This is a genomic window from Burkholderia sp. 572, assembly GCF_040545135.1.
In the GTDB taxonomy this organism is placed as follows: Bacteria; Pseudomonadota; Gammaproteobacteria; order Burkholderiales; family Burkholderiaceae; genus Burkholderia; species Burkholderia cepacia.
On the sequence record NZ_JBEPLH010000006.1, the window covers coordinates 210,378 to 231,812 of the forward strand.

A 21,435-nucleotide genomic window follows, 5' to 3' on the forward strand; every position below is an offset into this window, starting at 1 on the left:
AACCCCGCCGGGTGTGACCGTCGGGTTCTCTTCTTCATCGTCCAGGTTCCTGGGCCGGCATTATCGCGGGCCAGCGGATCGAGCGTTCCACTTACACACCTGCCCGGATTTGCGAGGCCACGCCTGAATCAATCGCGAATTCCATTATGTGTGTGCGCGCTATCGGTTTTGATACGTGCGTCATATTCATAGAAGAAATGACCGCAACGGGGCAGTCGCACGTTCTCCATAATCGACATTCGAGATTACCTGCCTATTCGACGCTTTTTCATGAAAGTTTGAATCCGGTCAGCCCGGCCATTCGCGAGGTTGAGTTCGATGTCGCGTTTCCTTTCGATCCCCGATAAAAACCCGCTCGCCGAAGAGGCGAGCGCGCGCGTTCCGGTCGATGGTGCCGTGCTGGTCGTGCGTCATGCCTGCCGACAGGCAGATTGGGCAGATCCCGGGCCGACAGCACGCGGCGCGTGTACCACCAGACAGACCCAATGACGAAGGATACGAAAGTGAGCAACGTCCGCATTGATCACATTGCCTTCCTGACACCGGGCAATTACGCCGGTGAAGACGCGGCGGCGGGATTCGAGCAGACGCTCGAACTGTTCGGCGCGGGCGAAGCGCTCGGTTACGACAGCGCGTGGGTGCGGCAACGCCACCTCGAGCGCGCCGTCTCGTCAGCCGCCACGTTTCTCGCGGCGGCGAGCCAGCGGACGACCCGGATCGGATTGGGCGCCGCGGTCATCCAGATGGGCTACGAGAATCCATTCCGGCTGGCCGAGGATCTCGCCACCGTCGACGTGCTCTCGCGCGGGCGGCTCAATGTCGGGCTCAGCGCGGGCGCACCGAATCACGGCGCGCTGCTGGGCGAGCGGCTGTTCGACACCGATCCGGATCTCGTCGACTTCTCGCACGCGCGTGTGGCACGCCTGCGCCGCAATCTCGCCGGCGACTGGCTCGGCGACGACGACACGTTCGTCGAATCGGCCGCGGGCCGGGTGCGGCCGCGCGTGAGCCCGTTTGCGCCCGGCCTGACGGGGCGACTCTGGTACGGAGGCGGTTCCAGGCGATCGATCGAGTGGGCCGCCAGGAACGGCTTCAACCTGCTGATCGGCAATATAACCACGGGCGAGGGCACCGATAGCCATATCGACGCCCAGTTGCGGCAACTGGATCTGTATCGCGACCATTGGCATGAAGCTCACGCTCCGCGGATCGCGCTGGGGCGCGTGATCGTCCCGACCGACGGCGCGAGCGCGAAGGAGCGCGAACGCTATCGCGCGTTTGCCGACGCGCGTCATGCCCGCACGCTGGCGCCGCAGGGCGAGCGGCGCACGCTGTTCGCGCCGGATCTCGTCGGCAGCTCGGACGAGATCGTGGAGCGGCTGCTGGCCGACCCGGTGGTCGGGCAGGTGCAGGAGCTGCGCCTCGAATTGCCTTACGACCTGCCGTTCGAGAACTACCGGCAGATTCTCGAGGACTTCATCACGCGTATCGCCCCGGCACTCGGGTGGCAGCCGGTTGACCGGCGCGAGCCCGCCGCGGCCTGATGCGATCGACATGACATTCCATCGAATGGCGCACGTGATTGAAGTCGGCGACGGACCGGATGCCGCCGGGCACGCCGCACCTTCGATCTCGTTGCAACTGGACCGAACATGACAACCGCTTCTCCATCCCGGCTCGCGGCAATCGGCCGTCCGCGCCGCTTCGGCAACAAGCAGACGCATCCGGTACGCCGCTTCGGCGGCATCGCGATCGCCATTGCGCTGCATCTCGTCCTGATCTGGGCGCTCGTGAACGGTCTCGCGACGCGGGTCGTCCAGATCGTCCAGCAACCGATCGAGGCACGCATCATCGCACCGGTGAAGCCGCCGCCTCCACCGCCGCCACCGAAGCCGGTCGAAAAGGTCGTGTCGAAGCCGCGGGTGACGGCGCCGCCGCCGCCGTTCGTGCCGCCGCCCGAGGTGCACGTGCAGGCCCCGCCGCCCGCCACCATCACGCACCAGGACGCGCCGGTCCAGAGCGCACCGGTGCACGAAGCGCCACCCGCGCCGGCGCCGGTGCCGGTTGCCAAGCCGGTGAATCGCGAGATTGGCGTGGTCTGCCCGAATTCGGACGAAGTCCGGTCGTCGATCGTCTACCCGGCGGAGGCGCAGGACAACAACATCACGGGTGACGTGACCGTCGAATTTACGGTGGATCCGGACGGCCGTGTCACGAACCTGCGGGTCGCGCAGCCGGCCGATCCGGTGCTCAATCGCGCGGCGCTCAATGCGGTCAAGCGCTTCAACTGTATCGCCCAGGGGCAATCCGTGCGTGTGCGCGTACCGTTTTCCTTCAACCTGAACTGACGGGGAAGGCAACGCGGCAGACGCCGCCTGCTTCCCGGATCGATCCGAAATAGATATGGAGTGCGTATGAGAAAGCATTTTCGGGCCGCGCTGGCGGCAAGCCTGATGATCGCCGCCGGCGTGAGCGGCACGCTGGTCGCCCCGCAATCCGTGCTTGCCCAGGAGAAGGCGGCTGCACAGGTCGAGACAGCATCCGGTGCAGCGCCGATCGTGGCGGCGCCGGCTGCGTCGAACGGATCGGAGCGCCCGGTGCCGCCGCCCGAACCCGCGACGTCGGCCACCGTCGAGAATCCTTACGGCCTGGGCGCGCTGTGGGCGAACGGCGACTTCGTCGCGCGTTTCGTACTGGGGCTGCTCGTGGTCATGTCGCTCGGCAGCTGGTACGTCATGGTCACCAAGTTCGTCGAGCAGGCGCGTGCGAACGGCCGCGCGAAGTCGGCCGACGAGCAGGTCTGGAATGCGCCGACGCTGGCCGAGGGTGCCGCCCAGCTCGATGATGCGTCGCCGTTTCGCTTCATCGCCGAGAACGCGATCGAGGCGGGCGAACACCACGACACCGCATTGCTCGATTCGGTCGACCGCAACACCTGGATCGAGCTGAACATCGAGCGCTCGATCACCAGCGTGTCGAACCGACTGCAGGACGGCCTGGCGTTTCTCGGCACGGTGGGCTCCACCGCGCCGTTCGTCGGCCTGTTCGGCACCGTGTGGGGCATCTATCACGCGCTGACGGCCATCGGCATCGCGGGCCAGGCGTCGATCGACAAGGTCGCCGGCCCGGTGGGCGAGGCGCTGATCATGACCGCGATCGGCCTCGCGGTGGCTGTGCCGGCCGTGCTCGGCTACAACTTCCTCGTGCGCCGCAACAAGTCCGTGATGGAACGCGTGCGCGATTTCGGCGCGCAACTGCACACCGTATTGCTCGCGGGCGGCAGGCGCGCGGCGGGCCGCATCGCGACACCGGCGGCACAGTCGCCGCAGGCGCTGGCGGTTCAGTCGTAGGCGGGGCGCGTCATGGCAATCAGTGTCGGCGGTGACGACAACGACGAGGTGATCTCGGCGATCAACACGACGCCGCTCGTGGACGTGATGCTGGTGTTGCTGATCATCTTCCTCATCACGATCCCGGTGGTGACGCACACGATCCAGGTGCAGTTGCCGGCGGAGCGGGTACAGCCGCTGCAGACCCAGCCGAAAAGCATCGAGATCGCGGTGAACCGGCAGGGCGACCTTTTCTGGGGAACCGAGCATGTGAACCTTCCGACGCTGGTGTCGCGCCTGAAGGAGATTTCGACGCAGGCGCCGCAACCGGACGTCCACGTGCGCGGCGATCAGGCGACGCCGTATCAGTACATCGGCCGGGTCGTCGCGGCATGCGAGCGGGCCGGGGTCGTCAAGGTCGCCTTCATCACGCAGCCGCCCGCGCGCGGGGGCTAGGGAGTTCGAACGATGGGTATGAACGCAGGCTCCGGAGGGAGCAAGGACGATCCGGACGTGATGGTGGACATCAACACCACGCCGTTGATCGACGTGATGCTGGTGCTGCTGATCATGTTGATCATCACGATCCCGATCCAGATGCACTCGGTGAAGATGAACCTGCCGGTGGGGAACCCACCGCCGCCGCCGCATCCGCCCCAGGTGGTGCAGATCGACATCGGGGCGGACGGGGCCGTCAACTGGAACGGCGCGGCGGTGAGCGGCGGGGCCGCGCTGGACGCGAAGTTCCGCGCGGTGGCGGCCGAGGCCGACCAGGACGAGATCCGGCTGCGCCCGGACAAGTCCGCACCTTACAAGGCGGTGGCCGAAGTGCTGGCCTCGGCCCAGCGCGAAGGCGCGACGAAGATCGGCCTGATCGGCAACGAGCAGTACATGGAGTGAGCGGCTCGAAAGAACGATGGCGCGGATCGAGTCGTATCCCGCCGGGTCGCACGCGATCGCGCGATCCTCTCGGGTGCCGCTGCCCGCACAATCGCCGCACTGTCACGCAACTTCGCGCAACCCCGCGTGAATCGCATTCGCCGGCCGGGCGACGCAAACGTGTTGTCCAGGCCCGGCGCTCCCGCACGAGCAGATCACCTGCCACGCTGCAAACTAGTACGCCGGGCGACCGGCCATCCATTCGCATCAAGAAACCGACGCGTTCCTCCTAAGCCGGCCACCCCCATCAGCGAAGACTGCTCGAAGCGGAGCCGGGCCGCCGGGCTGCGATCGTTCCGCCATCGCAATGATGTCGACATCGTCACGATACTTTCCGGCCCATCGGTTCGAACATGCAATGCGCAGCTTGTCGAGCGAAATCGATATTTCACAAACGTGCGCATATTCCTTTTCATTATTCAAATCTGGCATCGTCAATATCAGTCGATTTAACCGACGCCATTTCCATTCGCCACGCAATCGCAACATTTTCTGCGTGATTGCGTAATCGTGCGCAATGTCGCTAATTGTCGGATGAATCGATAAATGAAAATGCGTATTTGTTATTTAACAAACTATTACACCAGGAGGATGATTCGTCACGCACTGATATCAAAACAAACGAGAAGCGTGACGCGAGAATGAAACGACACTTCGCGGCGCGCTGAAATGAGGGCCTTGAAGTGGTTTATCAGAGAAACGACATTGCGCGCGTGAGGATCCCCCGTTGCCGCTCGCTGGCGCTGGCCGCCTGCTGGATTACCGCCGGCAGCGCCGCGTGGGCACAGGGCACGAAGCCGGAACCGGCGCCTGCCGGCGATACCCGGGACGTCGTCGTCACCGTTCAGGACGTCGTCGTCACGACCGGCACGCGTGAAAGCGCGCGGAAGGTGCGCGATGCCGCCGCCCCGGTGGAAGTGATCAGCGGCGACGCGCTGCGGCGCACCGGGCAGGGCAACCTGCGCGACGCACTCGTCCAGCTTTCGCCGTCGATCGCGCGCCAGGCGATGCGCGGCGATGCGGGCAACCTGACCAGCGCGCTGACGCTGCACGGGCTGAGCCCCGATTACGTGCTGGTGCTCGTGAACGGCAAGCGCCGCCATTCGACCGCGAATGTGTCGCTGAACCGCGGGCCGCAGCAAGGATCGACCGGTGTCGACGTCGACCTGATCCCGGTCACGGCGATCGATCATGTCGAGATTCTCCGTGACGGCGCATCCGCGCAATACGGCTCGGATGCAATTGCCGGCGTGATCAACGTCATCCTCAAGTCGAATTACCAGGGCGGCGAGGTGTCGAACACGACCGGCCAGACCTATCAGGGCGACGGCCTCGCGCAGAACAATGCGGCCACCATCGGGCTGAGGCTCGGCGATGCCGGTTATGTCGACCTGAGCGCCGAATACAACCGGCAGAATCATACGGTGCGAACCGACGCCGATCCACGAACCGGCCGGAACGACAACCTGATTCTCGGGTCGCCTTCCAGCACGCGGGAATCGGTCGCCTTCAACGCGGGTTACCTGCTCGAAGGCGGCGCGAAGCTGTACGGCTTCGGCACCTATGCTCATCGGAGCGGCGGCAGCTACCAGAATTACCGGTTGCCGTCGGTCCTGCCCGCGCTCTATCCGAACGGCTTCACGCCGCAGGAAACGATCAACGAAAACGACTTTTCGCTGACCGCGGGCGTGAAAGGCGACCGGCTGCTCGGCTGGGCATGGGACATCAGTTCGACCTACGGCCGTGACAACATCGGCATCGGCATGGTCAATTCGGCGAATACGAGCCTGTTCGCCGCGACCGGATCGACGCCGACCGGCTTCCGCCTGTCGACCTTCACGAACACGCAGTGGACCAACAACCTGGACCTGTCGCGTGCATTCCACCTGCCGCTGCTGCCCGCGCCGCTCAACGTGTCGGTCGGCGCCGAGCATCGCCACGAAAGCTACACGGTCGGCGCGGGCGATCCCGCGTCGACCTACGGTGCGGGCAGCCAGGCGTTGCCGGGCCTGTCGCCGCTCAGTGCGCTGTCGAAATCGCGCGAGGTGCTCGGCACCTACATCGATCTCGCCACCCGGCTCGCGCCGAACTGGCAGGTGGATCTCGCGGGGCGCTTCGAGCATTACAACGACGTCGGCAGCACGACCAACGGCAAGGTCTCGACGCGCTACGACATCACGCCGCGCATCGCGGTCCGCGGAAGCGTCGGCACCGGCTTTCGCGCGCCGTCGCTCGCGCAGCAGTACTTCACGAACCTGAACATCTCGCCGCTTTCCGCCTACGGGCAACTGGCCCCGAACTCGCAGGCTGCACGCAACCTCGGCGCGACGCCGCTCAAGCCCGAGAAGTCGACCAACTTCGATATCGGGCTCGTGCTCAACCCGCTGCCGAACCTGAACGTGACGATCGACGCGTACCAGATCAACATCCGCGACCGGATCGTGCAGGGCGGCACCTATAGCGGACAGACCGCGATCGATGCGCTGACGCAGGCCGGCATCACGTTGCCGGCGGGCTTGCCGTCGGTGACGGCGAACTATTTCACGAACGGCGTGAATACGCGCACGCGCGGCCTCGACATCCTGGCCACGTATCACAGCAACTTCGCGAGGTGGGGGAGCGTCGACTGGGATCTCGGCATCAACTTCAACACGACGAGCGTGACGAGCGTGGGCCGCGACACCAACGGCAACACGCTGTTGAACGCGCAGCAGGTCGGCTACATCACGTCGTCGACGCCGAAGAACAAGATCATCGTCGGCGGCACCTGGCACCGTGACAAATGGGCGCTCAGCCTGCACGAAACGCGTTACGGCACGACCTCCGGCGAAGAGAGCTACTGGAGCGGCCCGAATGCATTTTCGACGACGCGCTTCGCGCATTTCACGAACGCGGCGCGCTACGTCACCGACGTCGAGCTGCGCTATGCGATGACACGCAAGTTCGAAATCGCGGTGGGCGCGAACAACCTGTTCAACGTGTACCCGAGCAAGCTGCCGTCCGAGAACCAGTTCCTGGGCACGCAGTACGACATCGTGTCGTCGCCGATCGGCATCAACGGCGGCTTCTATTACCTGCGCGCCCGCTACCTGCTCTGATGCGCGTGGCTCCCTTACTTCTTTCACTCCTTCATTCCATCACGCCATGAACCGACCGGCAGAGGTTGACCATGCAGTGATCGACGTCGACGAAACGTCGCTGTGCGCCGATCACATTCTCGATTTGTGCAGAGGCCATGCGCTCGCGATACGCATTCGTGCGTTCACGCCGCCGGCGGTCGTCCGGCGAGCGGAGGAGCAGCTGTTCGCTCATCCCGACCGGGGCGCGCTGGGTCACGCAGCCGAATTTACGCGGCTCGGCATCGCGTACGCGGAGGTGCGATCCGAAGAGGTGCGGCAGGCGTATCACCGGCATGCGCGTGCCAATATCGAGCGCGTTCGGACGTTGTTCGGCGAGCTGGCGTCGCCGGTCGACCGGTTCCGCACGCTGCTCGACGACGCGTGGCCCGAAGGGGCACGGCTGCTGAGTGTGGACGGGAGCAAGTGCTTCGTCGGCGTGTGCCGCTACCTGACGCCCGGCGTGGATCTCGAGCCGCACATCGACAACCTGGAATGGACGCTGCCGGCGGGCACCGGATGGTCGCTGGAGTATCAGCTGTCGGCCAACATCTATCTGCAGGTGCCGCCGCACGGCGGCGAGCTGGAACTCTGGCGCGTCGCACCCGATGCGCGCGAATACGAAGCGCTCAAGGGCGATCGCCACTACGGGATCGGCCGCGAGCAGGTGGGTGCGCCCGACCTGGTGATCAAGCCGGAGGTGGGCGACCTGATCTTCCTGAATCCGCGTTTCATCCACGCGGTTCGCCCCGTCCGGGGCACCGACCGGGTCACGTTGAGTGCCTTCGTCGGCATCAAATCCGTTACCGAACCCTTAGTTTACTGGAGCTGACCATGTACAAGGTTTCACTGCAGGCACAAGGAAAATTTCAGGCACATGAGTACGTCGGCAAGACGGCACTGCTGCTGATCAGCGTCGGCAAGGAATATCACGAAGGCGAAAAGCTGGCGGCGACCGTCGACAAGATCAACGTGGCGGGGTTCGGGCAATGCGTGATCGGCGTGGCCGATACGCTGCAGCGCCACAACTATGCGACCGGCTCCGCGCGCAGCAACTATCAGAAAAGCCGCGACCGTGGCGACGCGTGGCTGCGGGACCACGAGGGAACTCTCGCGAAGCTGTCGATGCGGCGCGAGATCCTGCGATGGGACGACCTGCTGCGCCGCGACGACTATTCGCAGTACTACCATCTGATCACGAACGAGTACTACTCGAATCCCGAATACCGTTACGCGATCAACGACACCATCGGCGTGTTCGCGGAGCGCAACGGGCTCGTGCAGGGAACCCGCGAACACGAGGACGCGTTCTATCGCTCGCTCTTCTACATTCTCGAGGAATGCCCGATCATCATGCCGATGTGGGCGCGGGACGGCATCGATTTCATCATCTACCCGAAGCAGATGACCGCCGCGATGAGCAAGACCCGAGAGATTTTCGTGCAGAACGGGAGCGATGCCCGCGCCAACTGGCTGGCGGTCAAGTTCAAGAAAAAATCGCAGTCGCACGCAGACGAGGAAACCGAGGCACTGGCGCATGACTAATTCATCGAGCAAGGTTCGGAAATACGTCGGGCTGACCGGCATCTGTATCGCGAGCTTCCTGGGATGTATCGATCTCACGGTCGTCAACACGATTCTTCCGGCGATCGGCCGCGACTTTTCGATCCCGATCCAGACGACGCAGTGGATCACGTCCATCTTCATGGTCGCACTGTCCGCGTTCATGGTGCCGGTTGCGACGCTGGCCGACAACCTGGGCCGCAAGAAGCTGCTGATCGTCGGCCTCGTGACCTTCGGCGCGGCTTCGTTGCTGGCGGGTATCGCGCATCAGTTCTGGCTGCTGGTCGGGTTCCGCTTCCTGCAGGGCATCGGCTGCGCGATCCTGTATACGGTATCGGGCGCGATCGTCAGCTACACGTTCGACGAGAACGAACAGGGCAAGGCGCTGGGGATCCTGTTCGGCGCCAACGGCGTCGGGCTGGCGCTCGGCCCGATCATCGGCGGCCTGTTCGCCGGCGCGCTCGACTGGCACGACGCGTTCCTGATCAACATTCCGTTCATCGCGATCAGCCTGGCGCTCTGCGCCTGGGCGATACCGGAGTTCAAGGCGCAGGCGCGCAAGCGCATCGACGTGACGGGGTGCCTGCTGCTGGTCGTCGGCCTGACCACGCTCGTCAGCTATCTGTCCGTCGACGGCGGCCGGCTCAATCTCTGGTTGCTGCCGGTGTCGCTCGTCGCGCTGGCACTGTTCGTCTGGCATGAGTTGCGCACGCGCGACCCGATCGTCGAGTTTCATTTCTTCCGCGAACCGAGGTTCCTGTCCGCGCTGCTCGCGACGTTCTTTCTCGCGTTCTTCTACTGCATCGTGCTGCTCACCCTGCCGATCTTCTTTTCGACCCAGCTCCACAAGAGCGACATCACCATCGGGCTGTATCTGCTGCCGGCGACCATCACGTTCTCCATCGCGTCGTCCTGGATCGGCGGCCGCAGCGAACGGCTCGGCCCGTCGCGGGTGATCATGACCGGCCTGTCGCTGTTCGTCGTCGCGTCGATTCTGCTGTCGATCGTCGCGGGGCAGCCCGACGCAGCCTGGTTCGTCGTGCCGCTGCTGCTGTTCGGCATCGGCTGGGGCGCGATACTCGGGCCCTCGACGCTGGTGGCGCTGGGTGCGCTGCCGCGCGAAAAGGCGGCCGTGGCGATGGGCACGTCGTGGACCGTGCACAACGTGGGCGGCGCGAGCGGCATTGCGTTCGCCATCTTCCTGATGCGGCAGGTCGACGATTTCCGGCATGGCTACCAGACACTGATGCTGGCGCTCGCGGCCATCATCCTCGCCGCCGGCGCGCTGTATCACGTGCTGTCGCGTGAGTCGGTAGCGGTGGCCATCGACTGACCGGCCGCCGGATACGCATCGCTCGCGGATCGTCGAGCAGACGGGTTCCCATCAATAGCAGGCGGATGTCCGGGCGGTTGCCGGGCATCCGTCGTCTTGCCCGACAGGCGCTCGGCCTCGATCGCGCGGGGCGCGCTCGCGCATGCGTGCTTTCCAGGCAGCGTCGACCCGACGCCGCGGGCGATTCCCGTGCGGCGTCCATGCGATCCGGGCTGACGTGAAATCGGGCACGGTGCCCGAAACGTCGCAGACACCTCGTCGAGCCGGAACGATCTGCATTTCGAACATGAATTCGGATCTCTAAACAGATGCCGTTTCAAGAATACGCGCGGCCAGGCCGGCGATTGTGGGCGGGAAAAAAGATGAAGCAAAGCGTGGTGAGGGGGATTGCCGCAGCGTTGTTCTGCGCGTCCACGGCGGTACCGGGAGCGTCCGCATGGGCGCAGTCGCAGCCGGCACCCGGCTCGACGACGTCGACAGTGGCCGTGCCCGCGGCGCCGGCGTTGCCGGCATCGGGCGCGCACGACGCGCTGACGGTCAAGCGTTTCGAAGTGACGGGGTCGTTGATCCGCAGCGCGGACAAGGTCGGCTTCAACCAGGTCCAGACGATCACGGCGAAGGACATCGTGAACAGCGGCCATACGACGGTCGCGGACTATCTGCGCAGCGTGACGGCCAATTCATCGAGCAGCTGGGGGGACGGCTCGACCGCGACGGCCAACTTCGCGGTCGGCGGATCGGGGATCGCGTTGCGCGGGCTGAGCGAAAAATACACGCTGGTACTCATCGATGGCCAGCGCGCCGCCCCGTATGCGTACGCGGCCAACGGCACCGATCAGTTCTTCGACCTGAACACGCTGCCGCTCAACATCATCGACCGGATCGAGATCGTCAAGACGGGCGCGGTGTCGCAGTACGGCTCCGATGCCGTCGCCGGTGTCGTGAACATCATCACGAAGAAGAACTATCGGGGCCTGGAGCTCACCGGCAGCTACGGCGGTGCGACGAACGGAGGCGGCGGCGCGGGCACGACCCGGTTCGGCTTGCTGGGCGGCTTCGGCGACATCAACGCGGATCGCTTCAACGTGACGGCGGCGCTCAGCTACTACAAGAACAACGGCGTGCTTGCTTCCGACCGGAACATGACGGAGAACCAGAATTTCTCGAACTATCCCGGCGGCCTGTCCAACCAGTCGACGTCGTACTGGGCGAGGGCGAACGGCAACGTGCCGCTCGACCCCTGTGCGTATGGCGGCAAGGTCGCACCCGGCAACACGAATTCTCAATCGTTCGGCGCAGGCGGCACGATCTGCCAGCGCAACACGGCAGGCGCGTCGTCGCTCTCGCCGTGGACCGAGCGCCTGAGCGCGAAGCTGCACGGCGAGTTCAGGATCGACGACGCGATGCAGGCGTTCGCCGATCTGTGGGAGAGCAACAACACGACGGTCGCGAACCGGGGCGTCGGCCGCCTGACGACCAGCACGCAGACCTACGATCCGGCGACGGGCAGCGTTGCGCTGGTATCGAACGTCGTGCCGGCCGGTAATCCCTACAATCCGTTCGGCGTGCCGACGCAGTTGCGCTATGCGTTTCCGGCGTCGCAGTCGGTGCATGTCAGTTCGAACTACTGGCGTGCCGCGACGGGCGTGAAGGGAACGTTCGCGGTGCCGTCCGCGGGCGACTGGGACTGGAGCGCGTCGTATGCGCATTCGCAGGACACGGTCTCGCAGAACTATTCGAACCAGATGAGCGCCAGCGCGCTGACGAACATCATCCGGAACGGCACGTTCGATTTCTCCAATCCGTCCGCGACGCCGAACGGACTGAACGGCCTTTACCAGAGCACGTCGAACCAGGCGATCACGAAGCTCGACGTGCTGGATGCGACGCTGTCGAGCCCGAACCTGTTCAGGCTGCCGACGGGCAACGTGGGCCTCGGGCTCGGCGCGCAGTTCATGCATCAGAGCCAGTACATCGGCACGGGAGCGGGCTGGGCAAGCGGCCAGCTGACGTCGCCGTCGATCCAGTCCGTCGACGGCGAGCGCAACGTCGCGGCCGTCTACTATCAGCTCGACATTCCGCTGCTGAAGACACTGACGTTCAGCCAGTCGGGCCGCTACGATCACTACAGCGACTTCGGCGGCGCGTTTTCGCCGCGGTTCGCGCTGCGTTTTCAGCCGGTGCGGGAACTCACGTTGTACGGTTCGTACAACCGCGGCTTCCGTGCGCCGACGCTGATCGAGAACACGTCGTCGCGGACGTTCGGCTCGCAGGGCGTGGTGGACACGCGAGATCCGAACAATCCGGGTTCGTACAACATCGTCGAGGAAATTCGCGCGGGCAATCGCGGCCTGCAGCCCGAGCGCACGAAGAACTATAACGTCGGCTTCCAGTTTTCGCCGACACGTACGACCGATATCGGTTTCGACTGGTACAAGATTCACATCGATAACGTGATCGGCACGGACGACGTGCAGGTCGTGGTCAATCAGAACGATCCGTCTCAGGTGGTTCGCAATGCCAACGGCAGCATCGCCTATGTCACGCTGCCGTATCGCAATCTGTCGTCGCTGGACACCGACGGTTTCGAGGCCACGTTCCGCCAGACGGTCGCGACGAAAATCGGTACCTTCACGTTGTCCGGCGATTGGGCGTACATATGGCACTTCAAGATGCCGGTTGGCGGCGTGGAAAGGGATTACGCCGGCAACAACGGCGCACTTCACCAGCCGTTCGGCGGCAGCTCGCCGCGCTGGAAAGGGAACACCGACCTGAGCTGGAACCATCACCAGTGGAACGCGACCCTGAGCTGGCTCTATGTCGGCCCTTACGCGCAGGCCATTCTCGCGCCGGGCACGTACCCCGGCATGGCGGATGGCGTTGCGTCGTACAGCCAGTTCAACCTGATGATCGGCTATACGGGATTCAAGCACTGGACGCTGTACGCGGGGATCGACAACCTCTTCAATCGCAAGCCGCCGTTCGATCCGGTATGGATGGCGGGGCCGACCGGCTACGATTCGTCGCTCTATACGTATGTCGGGCGATTTGCGCAGGTGGGGGCGACGCACCGGTTCTGAGGGCCGTCGCCTTCGCCGTTGAATGGCAACCGCTGATGGTCACGCGCCGCGCGGCGGCTTGCTGCCGAGCCGCTTTCGATCAACCCGGCGGCGCGACGGATGCGCCGGTGATGCCATGCCGTCGCAGCGCATCCGCGACGAAGCCCGACGCCTTCATTTCCTCGACGAACGCATTGAGCGCCGCGGCGGCGGCTTCGCCGCGACTCTTCGGCACGCCCATTGCCTGCCGGATCACCATGAACCGCTCGTCGAGCAGGCGCAGGCCGGGCGTTTTCGCCGCGTCGGCCTCGAGCTGCTGCTTCACGCCCGCCGCGACTTCCAGCTGCTGGTCGACGAAGGTCTGCACGACGGCTTGCGACGACGGTGCACGCACGATCTGCGCGGCCTTCAGCTCGCGTGTGAGGAACAGGTCGTACGCGCTGCCCTTGCCGACGGTCACGCGGTTGTGCGGCTGGTCGACGTCCGCGTTCGTGCGGATCGGCGACGCATCGCGCACGAGATAGAACCCCTCGATCAGCACGTACGGCGCCGTGAACGCGACCGTTTCGCCGCGCAGCGGGTCGACCGCGAAGAAACCGAAATCGGCACGCTCGTCGGTCAGCGCCTGCACCGATTTGGCCGCGGTGTCGAACACCACGAGTTCCAGTTCGGCCGACAGGCGTTCGGCGAACGCGCGCGCGAGGTCGATCGACACGCCGAACGGTTCGCCGGTTTCCGGGTCGCGGTTCGCGAGGATCGGGTTGCCGAGATTGATCGACGCGCGCAGCTTGCCGGTTGGCGTGAACGCGGAGAGGACGGAGGGGGCGAGAGGCATGGGTGGCTCGTTGCGGTCGTGGGGTCAGGGTTCCGGGCGTGTCGATGGGCGTGTCGATGCGAGTCGAAGCGCGACAGTGCGCCGGCATCGAGCTTATCACCCTGCTTTCGTGACGGGGCCGCATCGAGCGATTCAACGGCCTCGCGTGGTCTACGCCGATCGCGGCCACGACTCCGAGCGGCATCGGCGAGCCCTGCGCAATTGCGGTATCCAGCCAGTGATCGCGAAGCGCCGGACCGGACGCGGCAGCGGACTCGGCAAGTATCGTTGGATGGTCGAACGCACTCACTCCTGGCTCCACAGTTTTTGTCGCCTACGCACTTGCTTCGAGCGACGGACTGACATTCACGAAGCATTCCTGAAACTCGGTTGCTCGCTTGTCTGTTGGAATATCGTCAGGCGTATCGAGCAGCCTTTTTGAACTGGCCTCCACGTTGAGAATATTCAATTCAACTGCCCTGGCAAAGTGGCGCGGATAAGCGAACCATGTTGGTCCCGCAGTTTCATTCAGTAAATCGAGCATAACGGGCATGCCGACTGTTGGGCTTCGCAGTCGATTTTGTGTGCAGATAAACAGGGCGCGCATAATCGGATTTCGCGATCAAAGATTGAACAATGACCGGTCGTCTCTGGCCGGCAATGCGCTGTTTCGTGCTCTCGATTATCTATCGCTTGTATCGTGGCCGTTCGATGGGACGGCGTCTTTTGATACGGCAGGATTTCGAGTTGCAGGATGGTTGTACGAGCGGCGGCGTAAAGAAAGCAGTTCAACCCAACGACTTGTGCGAAAGGCCCAAGGCTGCGCGGCGTCCCAACTCTCCTATTTGCCTACCCGTCCGAGTCACATATATCGATCACGTGACGAGCCTCGAACTTGACTTCAAAGCCGGCAACCATGTCGCGAGTACACAATGGGTCGTTATCGAACCGACCAACATACACCCCTCCCACGATTCCTTCTGTAATTACCCGCATGCGTTCTTTTCGTTTCGCTCCCGATCCACTGTCCGGATACGAAAGATGAGCTTCATGATGTCGCCTGGAACGAGGGACTCGCGTCGCTGACGCTCGGGTAACCAGAAGGTGGCGGGGTGCGCCAAAGCGATCGGCTCGGCATCATCCAGTTCCCACCCGTCCCGATCAATCTCTGCAAGCGACATCGTTTTCTCCGGGGTTTTTCGAGGGCTCTTGGCATGGTCTGCGATTCTTTTCTTCGCAGCGGCTCACAGTTCAGGACAGTGCGGCGTGGCAGGCGCGTTGCGCCTGTACGAGATAGGTGCGCACGACGGCCGGATCGAGCCCGAGCGAGCGTGCCGCCTGTTCGATGCTGAACCCGCGCACGCGACACAGAAAGTATGCCTCGCGGCAAACGGCCGGAAGGCCATCCAGCGTTTGTGCCAGCTGGGCCAATTGACGACGGCGGTGGGCGTCGGGACGCATCGACTGGGGCCGGGCAGGACGGGCGATCCAGAACCATTTGCTATTGCTGCCGCAAGTAAGCTATCCGGTTCAGGGAGCCAAACGCAAAGAAGCGCGTCACACGCATCTTATCCCTTCGTCGGGAAAAAACGAAAGTCACGATAACGATTCTCAACATTCTTCTAGCCGGCGACGCACCAGCTCCCATGCGTGTGGCGCGAGCCGGAAGCCGTGGCCGTCCCGGACGATTAAACCTAATCGAACGGCCCTCAGGATCCGCGCGTGCATGCGATTCAACTCTGCTGGATGATGCAGGTGAGCGGCACATTGTCCGATCGTAAACCGTCCGTCCTGAAATTCGCGATCCAATGACATCGAGAAGCGCATGCGGAACGAGGTCGAGGTGATCGTGCATCGATTCACCTGGTTTGACGAACAGTGTTCCGGGTGCACGGCGTTGCATCCCTGTGATGGTCGAAGTGCGCCATCGTGTTTGCAAACTCGCGAGAAAGAACCGTCGGCGCAAGGAGCCGATGGCTGAATCGAGTCGCGGGCCGGGGGTAGACAACGACTCGCCGAACCTCAGCGATGACCCTTGGCAATAGCTGACGTCACGATACTAAGCGGGGCAAACAGGAAGAAACAAGATCGAATCGGAACCGTGAATTTGTTAACTGATTTGGAAAATTATCCTTGTCGACGAGATTAATATTATCAACCTGCAAAGCAAAGGGTATCGATAATGAATTGAAATGTGAAAAATCGTAAAATCACAATAGAGCGATCGTTTGCAATTATGATGGCGAAGCGTTAGGGTTATGGCGCTGCAGTTCCCAGACGTTTGTTTATGCAGCTGTATGTGAGTGCGGTGTGACCAATCGTAGTACGGGCGATCATTACGACGCGCCACATCGAGACACGAAAAATTCACTATCCGGTCGTGAGAACGGAGCGATGATGATGCGCCGCGACTAGACACGCGCGAGCAAGCGTTGTCGCACTTTCGAAGAAAAACTCTAAAACGAACCTGAGAGAACAATGGTACTTAGACCATCCGCGCCGGGGGGAGTTTAAATATCGCGAGCTTTATAACGCGATCCATCGGGGCTTATTGCAGAACAACCGGCTGTTGCGACTGGACACGCCGCTCGGCCAAAACGCGCTGATCCCGCTGCGCGCGCGTGGTTCGGCGCGGATTGGCCGCGACTACCATTGGACGATCGATGTCGCGTCCCTGCGCGACGATACGGCGCTGCTCTCGCTGATGCATCAGCCAGTGACGCTTTGGTTGCAACAGCCCGGTGCGCCTTTCGCCGACGCGGTCTATCGGCCGATCCACGGCTTTGTACACAAAGTCGGCTACCTCGGCGGGGACGGTGGGCTGTCGACGTACCAGCTCGAGTTTTCCTCGGCGCTGGTATTCCTGGGCGGCACCCACAACGACGAAGGCTGGATCGAACAAAGTGCGCAGGAAATCGTTTCCGAGATCCTGAATCGCTATCCGCAGCTGCATGGCAACTTCCGCTTCGACCTGAATCGCGAACCGGCAGTGCGCTCGTGGTGCCGCCAGAGTGAGACGGATCTGCACTTTTTCCATCGGCTGCTCGAAGACGAGGGCTGGTATTGCTACTGGGTCCACGATCCGGTCCGTAACGGCGAGACGCCCAAGACCACACTGGTGATCGTCGACCGGGTTGCCGCGGTACCGGATCCGAAGGCAGCCGATTTTGTTCGCGATGCCGGGGACGGTGAAGTAGTGAGCGGGTTTGCGCATTGGGCGGCCATGCAGACGATGCAGAGCTTGCGATACGAATCGAGCTCGTTCGACTACAAGCGCCCGACCGCTCGCTTTGAAGTGGCCAGTGCGCTCCAATCGGTCAGCTACGCGGCCGACGACGGTCGCCATCAGGCGGAGCAACAATCGATACCGGCTGCACCGATGACGGTCTATGAGCCGACCGCTTACGGCTATCCCGATGAGAGCAGTGGCGAAGCGCGTGCACGCAGGCGTGTACAGGGCTGGGATGCGCGAGCGCGCCGATACTTCGGGGTCGGAGGGTTGCGTTGGCTCGATGCGGGATCGCGCTTCGTCCTGAACGACCATCCACGCCATTCGGAACACGACAGCGATGCCCGGACCTTTCTGGTGGTCGAAGCGCGCTGGTTCATCGAGAACAATGTGCCGATCGGCCAGCCGTTGGCGGAATTTCCGCTGAGTCTGCGCGCGACACTGGATGAACAACAGGCAGCCCACGGCGCACGCTTCTCGACTCCGGGTCATGGCGAGGACGGCACAACCGGCTTTTACGTGATTGAGGTCGAAGCGCAGGACGCGCGCCTGGAGTATCGCAGCCCCTTCGAGCATCCGAAGCCCGCGATGCCGATCGAGCATGCGCTGGTGGTCACGCAGGAAGGATTCGAAGCGTGGTCAAACGAACGCAATCAGGTCCGTGTCCATTTCGCATGGGACAGGAAGAATCCGCCAGGTGCGTTCAATGCCTCGCCCCTGCTTTCGTCGATGCAGGCGGATACCGGGAACGGCTACGGCGGGGTGCATGTTCCCCGCGCGGGCGAATGGGTGCTCATCGGTTACTGGGGAAACGACTGTGACAAGCCCTTCATCTTGGGCCGCGCCAGCGGTGGCACGACACCAGCGCCCTGGCACACCAATGTGCTGCTGTCGGGGTTTCAGTCGCAGGGCTTCGGCAAAACCGGAGCGTATAACGCATTCATCCACGACGACGCCACGAACCAGGGCGGCACGCGACTGATCAGCTACACGGGGCAGAGCTATGCAGCGCTGACCCAGGGTTACCTGATCCAGCAGGACGGCAATACGCGTGGCCGCTATCTGGGGCAGGGGTTCGTGCTGCACGCCGACGAATACGGCGCGGTTCGTGCGAGCAAGGGACTGTCGATCAGCACGCATCGGAAAGCCTACGACGACGAACAGATGAGTGTCGGAGAAGCCCGTACGCAATTGCAGAAAGCCGGGATGCTGGCGGAATCGCTGTCGAGCGCCAGCACGACAGCACAAGCCGAATCGTTGCAAGCCGGTCAGGACGCGCTCAAGGCGCTGGCCAAGGACGCGGAGCAGGCGGTGTCGGGCCAAAATTCGGGCGGGGTCACTGCCGGCGGCGGTACCGGCAACGCCAACGGATTCGCGAAACCGGTGATCGTCATCGCGACACCCGCGGACTTTGCCGCTATCGCCGATCATTCGGCCCACGTGGTGGCCGAGAAGGAAGTCAACGTGATCAGTGGCGAGAACACGCATCTGGGAAGCGGGAAGTCACTGATCGTTGCGGCCGCAGAAAAGATCAGCCTGTTCGTTCACAAGGCCGGCATGAAGCTGTTTGCTGCGAAAGGGAAGGTCGAGATCTCGGCCCACACCGACGACGTGCGCGTGAACGCCGGGAAAGAAGTGAACGTGAAAGCCAAGCGCATCGTGCTCGATGCCGACGAGATCTGGATCAAGGCCGGCGGATCGTACACGCAGTGGTCGGCGTCCGGGATCGAGGACGGCACGCAAGCCGGCCGCACGATCAAGTCGGCGTCCTTCAGTCGGCAGGGGCCGAGCTCGGTGGCCCAGCGAATGAACAGTATGCCAACGGCCAAGTTCAACGACCCGTACGTACTGCGTGATCGCATCACCGGCGAGGTGCTGAAAAACCATCCGTACGAGCTGATTCGTGGCGACGGGACAAAGTTGTCCGGGACGACGGACGAGTTGGGGCAGATCACCGAGCAGAAGAGCGAGGATATCGAGAAGCTGGCGGTACGCGCATTACGGCACCGGCCGAGCGGTCCTGCTGAGTGAATTCGACAACCGACACGCGAAATAGAACAACGACGATGACTGACAACACGAACGATTCCGCCGGCGGTTCGCCGTTCAGCGATAGTGCAGAACAGGATGTCGTGCGGGTGACCAGCCGCACGGACAAGGACGGCGCATCGGTCGGGCACTTCACGTTGACGCCGGCGAGCGATACGCGGAAAAAGGAGTTGCTGTGCGACGTCCGTCCGATCATTCCGGTGATCTTCCTGCCGGGCGTAATGGGCTCCCCATTGGTCAACAAGGAGACCGGGGACCCGATCTTTTTCCCACCGAATACGGACGGCATGTTGGGTGACTTTGGGGCACTGCCGGCGCTGCTCGGCATGTGGTTCAAGGGCGCATCCACGCGAGAGACGCGATACGACCCGACCAAGGCAATCGTGACACCGCTCGGACCTGTTCGTGCGGGCAAGGTCCAGAAGGACGATAGCGAAGACCAGTATGTCGACGAAGCCGAGGCACTCCGACGTGGCTGGGGCTCGGTCTACCGGTCGAGCTACCAGCCGATGCTGGCTTGGCTCGAGGAGCAGCTCAACGAGCCCCGATGCATGGGGAAGAACAAAGGCGCGTGGGTCGAGACCGATCCTGACGGCAAGGACTGGACGCTCAAGCCCTTGTTGGGCACCGAGCCCGCCGACTATGGTGCGACGGGCGTGGGTGAGCAAGGCCGGGGGCAGGCGATCACCGAAGACTCGGAAGTATTCAAACGATTCTTGAAGTACCGCTACCGGGTGTATGCGATCGGCTACAACTGGCTGCAGTCGAATGAACAGTCGGCGAAGGACGTGATCGAAGGATTGACGTTCACGGACAAGAAGAGCGGCAAGAAGGCGCGGCTGATGGGGATCAACGAGATCATCGCTGAGAACGACAGCGGCAAGGCGATCATTCTCACCCACTCGATGGGCGGCCTGGTTGCCCGTATGGCGGTTGCGATGCACGGTGCCGAGGGTTTGATGCATGGCGTATTCCACAACGTGCTGCCGGCGACCGGCGCACCGATCGCGGCAAAACGATTTCGCACGGGTGGCGGCAATGAAGGGTTGCTGAACGGGTTCATCAACGGCGCGCTGCTCGGCAGCAACGCGGACGAATTTGTTGCAGTGGCGGCGAATGCGCCTGGCCCGCTGGAACTGCTGCCGATGCCGGACTACCACAACGGAAAGGCGTGGTGGATATTCTCGCAGCTGAACGGTACCCCGGTAATGACGTTGCCCAAGAATGGTGACGCCTATAACGACATCTTTACAAATCCAAACTGGTACGGGTTGGTTCCAAGGCAGTCTACTGGGCTACTTGATCCAGCAGGCATCATAAAAGAGCGGCTTGGCGCAGACGCCAAAGATAACGACGTCTTCGAAAATTTTACGGCGACAATGTTTTCCGTCGTGAACAATCAGCTAGAAATCAAGGATTCGTATCACCGAAAGACGTATCTCTCATATGGGGACGGCGCCCTGGTAGCAAAGGGGGCGGTGGACTCGAGCGAGGACGGAGATAAAAGCAAGACGGAGAAAAGCAAAAAACTAGATGACTTGCTGGCGTGGGGTACTGTGATCTGGAAGGGTAATGTGCCGCCGGGTGTGACAGAAGAGGAGTTGAAATCCGCCCGATTTTTGAGCGACTCGCACCGAGGGACGGTACGCGTGCATCTGGACACTCGCAACGTTACCATCGAGTTTGAGGTACAGAAAAAACCTGTATTGCCGGACGGAAGCAAAGTCCCGGATCCGGAAAAGAACGGTATCGTGCCGGGAGACGGAACTGTGCCGGTTTGGTCTGCCGAATCGCCTGCACATAGTGCAAGTGGCGGAGCGGCTAAGGGTGTACAAATGATATTCGATCAAGGGGGCTATGTGCACCAGGAAAGCTACAACCATCCGTGGGCACGTTGGGCGTTACTTTATAGTATTGTCCAGATTGCGCAGGACGCACCGGAGCCGAAGAATTGAACCGAATTCGCCATCTTGTACTTCTGGTAGCAGGCCTCTCGGCCTGCTC

The 21,435-nt window shown here is 62.8% G+C and carries 16 protein-coding genes and 1 pseudogene; 13 read left to right on the forward strand and 4 right to left on the reverse strand.

Annotated features, from left to right (window positions below):
* The first annotated feature begins 503 nt into the window (after positions 1–503).
* The 10 genes from ABIC51_RS13915 (at position 504) to ABIC51_RS13960 (ending at position 13,360) form a co-directional block, all read left to right on the forward strand.
* Entirely contained in the window at positions 504–1,544 is a 1,041-nt protein-coding gene (locus ABIC51_RS13915; RefSeq protein WP_146253086.1) for an LLM class flavin-dependent oxidoreductase, read from the forward strand.
* Between the two features lie 108 nt (positions 1,545–1,652).
* Positions 1,653–2,348 (forward strand): energy transducer TonB, encoded by a 696-nt coding sequence (locus tag ABIC51_RS13920; RefSeq protein WP_060174434.1) that lies wholly within the window; start codon positions 1,653–1,655, stop codon positions 2,346–2,348.
* A 66-nt stretch (positions 2,349–2,414) separates the two neighbouring features.
* On the forward strand, positions 2,415–3,350 hold the full coding sequence (locus ABIC51_RS13925) for a MotA/TolQ/ExbB proton channel family protein (protein WP_175899588.1): 936 nt from the start codon (positions 2,415–2,417) through the stop codon (positions 3,348–3,350).
* A gap of 12 nt (positions 3,351–3,362) precedes the next feature.
* Positions 3,363–3,785: an ExbD/TolR family protein gene (locus ABIC51_RS13930; RefSeq protein ID WP_021156566.1), complete on the forward strand. Its 423-nt coding sequence runs from the start codon at positions 3,363–3,365 to the stop codon at positions 3,783–3,785.
* A 12-nt stretch (positions 3,786–3,797) separates the two neighbouring features.
* Complete coding sequence (locus ABIC51_RS13935) at positions 3,798–4,229, forward strand: ExbD/TolR family protein (RefSeq protein ID WP_027792785.1); 432 nt, start codon at positions 3,798–3,800, stop codon at positions 4,227–4,229.
* A gap of 752 nt (positions 4,230–4,981) precedes the next feature.
* Positions 4,982–7,366 carry a TonB-dependent receptor plug domain-containing protein gene (locus tag ABIC51_RS13940; RefSeq protein ID WP_226128536.1) on the forward strand — a complete coding sequence of 795 codons (2,385 nt, stop codon included), beginning with the start codon at positions 4,982–4,984 and terminating at the stop codon, positions 7,364–7,366.
* A 46-nt stretch (positions 7,367–7,412) separates the two neighbouring features.
* Positions 7,413–8,216: a 2OG-Fe(II)-dependent halogenase WelO5 family protein gene (locus ABIC51_RS13945; RefSeq protein ID WP_049097019.1), complete on the forward strand. Its 804-nt coding sequence runs from the start codon at positions 7,413–7,415 to the stop codon at positions 8,214–8,216.
* Between the two features lie 2 nt (positions 8,217–8,218).
* The gene (locus ABIC51_RS13950) at positions 8,219–8,929 is read left to right on the forward strand and encodes a hypothetical protein (RefSeq protein ID WP_048027334.1); all 711 of its coding nucleotides are present in this window, start codon (positions 8,219–8,221) and stop codon (positions 8,927–8,929) included.
* Positions 8,922–10,280 (forward strand): MFS transporter, encoded by a 1,359-nt coding sequence (locus ABIC51_RS13955; RefSeq protein WP_175899585.1) that lies wholly within the window; start codon positions 8,922–8,924, stop codon positions 10,278–10,280. Before ABIC51_RS13950 ends, ABIC51_RS13955 begins: the two co-directional genes overlap by 8 nt.
* 362 nt (positions 10,281–10,642) lie before the next feature.
* Complete coding sequence (locus tag ABIC51_RS13960) at positions 10,643–13,360, forward strand: TonB-dependent receptor domain-containing protein (RefSeq protein WP_175899583.1); 2,718 nt, start codon at positions 10,643–10,645, stop codon at positions 13,358–13,360.
* Positions 13,361–13,439: 79 nt separating this feature from the next.
* Here ABIC51_RS13960 and ABIC51_RS13965 read toward each other — a convergent pair whose 3' ends face one another.
* Positions 13,440–14,174, reverse strand: coding sequence for an ABC transporter substrate-binding protein (locus ABIC51_RS13965; RefSeq protein ID WP_027792779.1), 735 nt, complete (start codon positions 14,172–14,174; stop codon positions 13,440–13,442).
* 130 nt (positions 14,175–14,304) lie between these two features.
* Here ABIC51_RS13965 and ABIC51_RS13970 point away from each other — a divergent pair.
* Positions 14,305–14,595: pseudogene (locus ABIC51_RS13970) on the forward strand (transposase); the annotation flags it as partial.
* Here ABIC51_RS13970 and ABIC51_RS13975 read toward each other — a convergent pair.
* The 3 genes from ABIC51_RS13975 to ABIC51_RS13985 all read right to left on the reverse strand — a co-directional run bounded on the left by ABIC51_RS13975 (position 14,488) and on the right by ABIC51_RS13985 (position 15,614).
* Positions 14,488–14,760 carry a hypothetical protein gene (locus tag ABIC51_RS13975; protein ID WP_175899478.1) on the reverse strand — a complete coding sequence of 91 codons (273 nt, stop codon included), beginning with the start codon at positions 14,758–14,760 and terminating at the stop codon, positions 14,488–14,490. The pseudogene ABIC51_RS13970 and the gene ABIC51_RS13975 overlap by 108 nt on opposite strands.
* Before the next feature lie 379 nt (positions 14,761–15,139).
* On the reverse strand, positions 15,140–15,334 hold the full coding sequence (locus ABIC51_RS13980; protein WP_226128542.1) for a hypothetical protein: 195 nt from the start codon (positions 15,332–15,334) through the stop codon (positions 15,140–15,142).
* Positions 15,335–15,404: 70 nt separating this feature from the next.
* A complete protein-coding gene (locus ABIC51_RS13985; protein WP_175899581.1) occupies positions 15,405–15,614 on the reverse strand; it encodes a sigma factor-like helix-turn-helix DNA-binding protein in 210 nt (69 codons plus the stop codon).
* Between the two features lie 1,108 nt (positions 15,615–16,722).
* Here ABIC51_RS13985 and ABIC51_RS13990 point away from each other — a divergent pair.
* A complete protein-coding gene (locus ABIC51_RS13990; protein WP_404842211.1) occupies positions 16,723–19,413 on the forward strand; it encodes a type VI secretion system Vgr family protein in 2,691 nt (896 codons plus the stop codon).
* Positions 19,414–19,448: 35 nt separating this feature from the next.
* Positions 19,449–21,386 carry an esterase/lipase family protein gene (locus ABIC51_RS13995; protein ID WP_146253096.1) on the forward strand — a complete coding sequence of 646 codons (1,938 nt, stop codon included), beginning with the start codon at positions 19,449–19,451 and terminating at the stop codon, positions 21,384–21,386.
* The last annotated feature ends 49 nt before the right edge of the window (positions 21,387–21,435 follow it).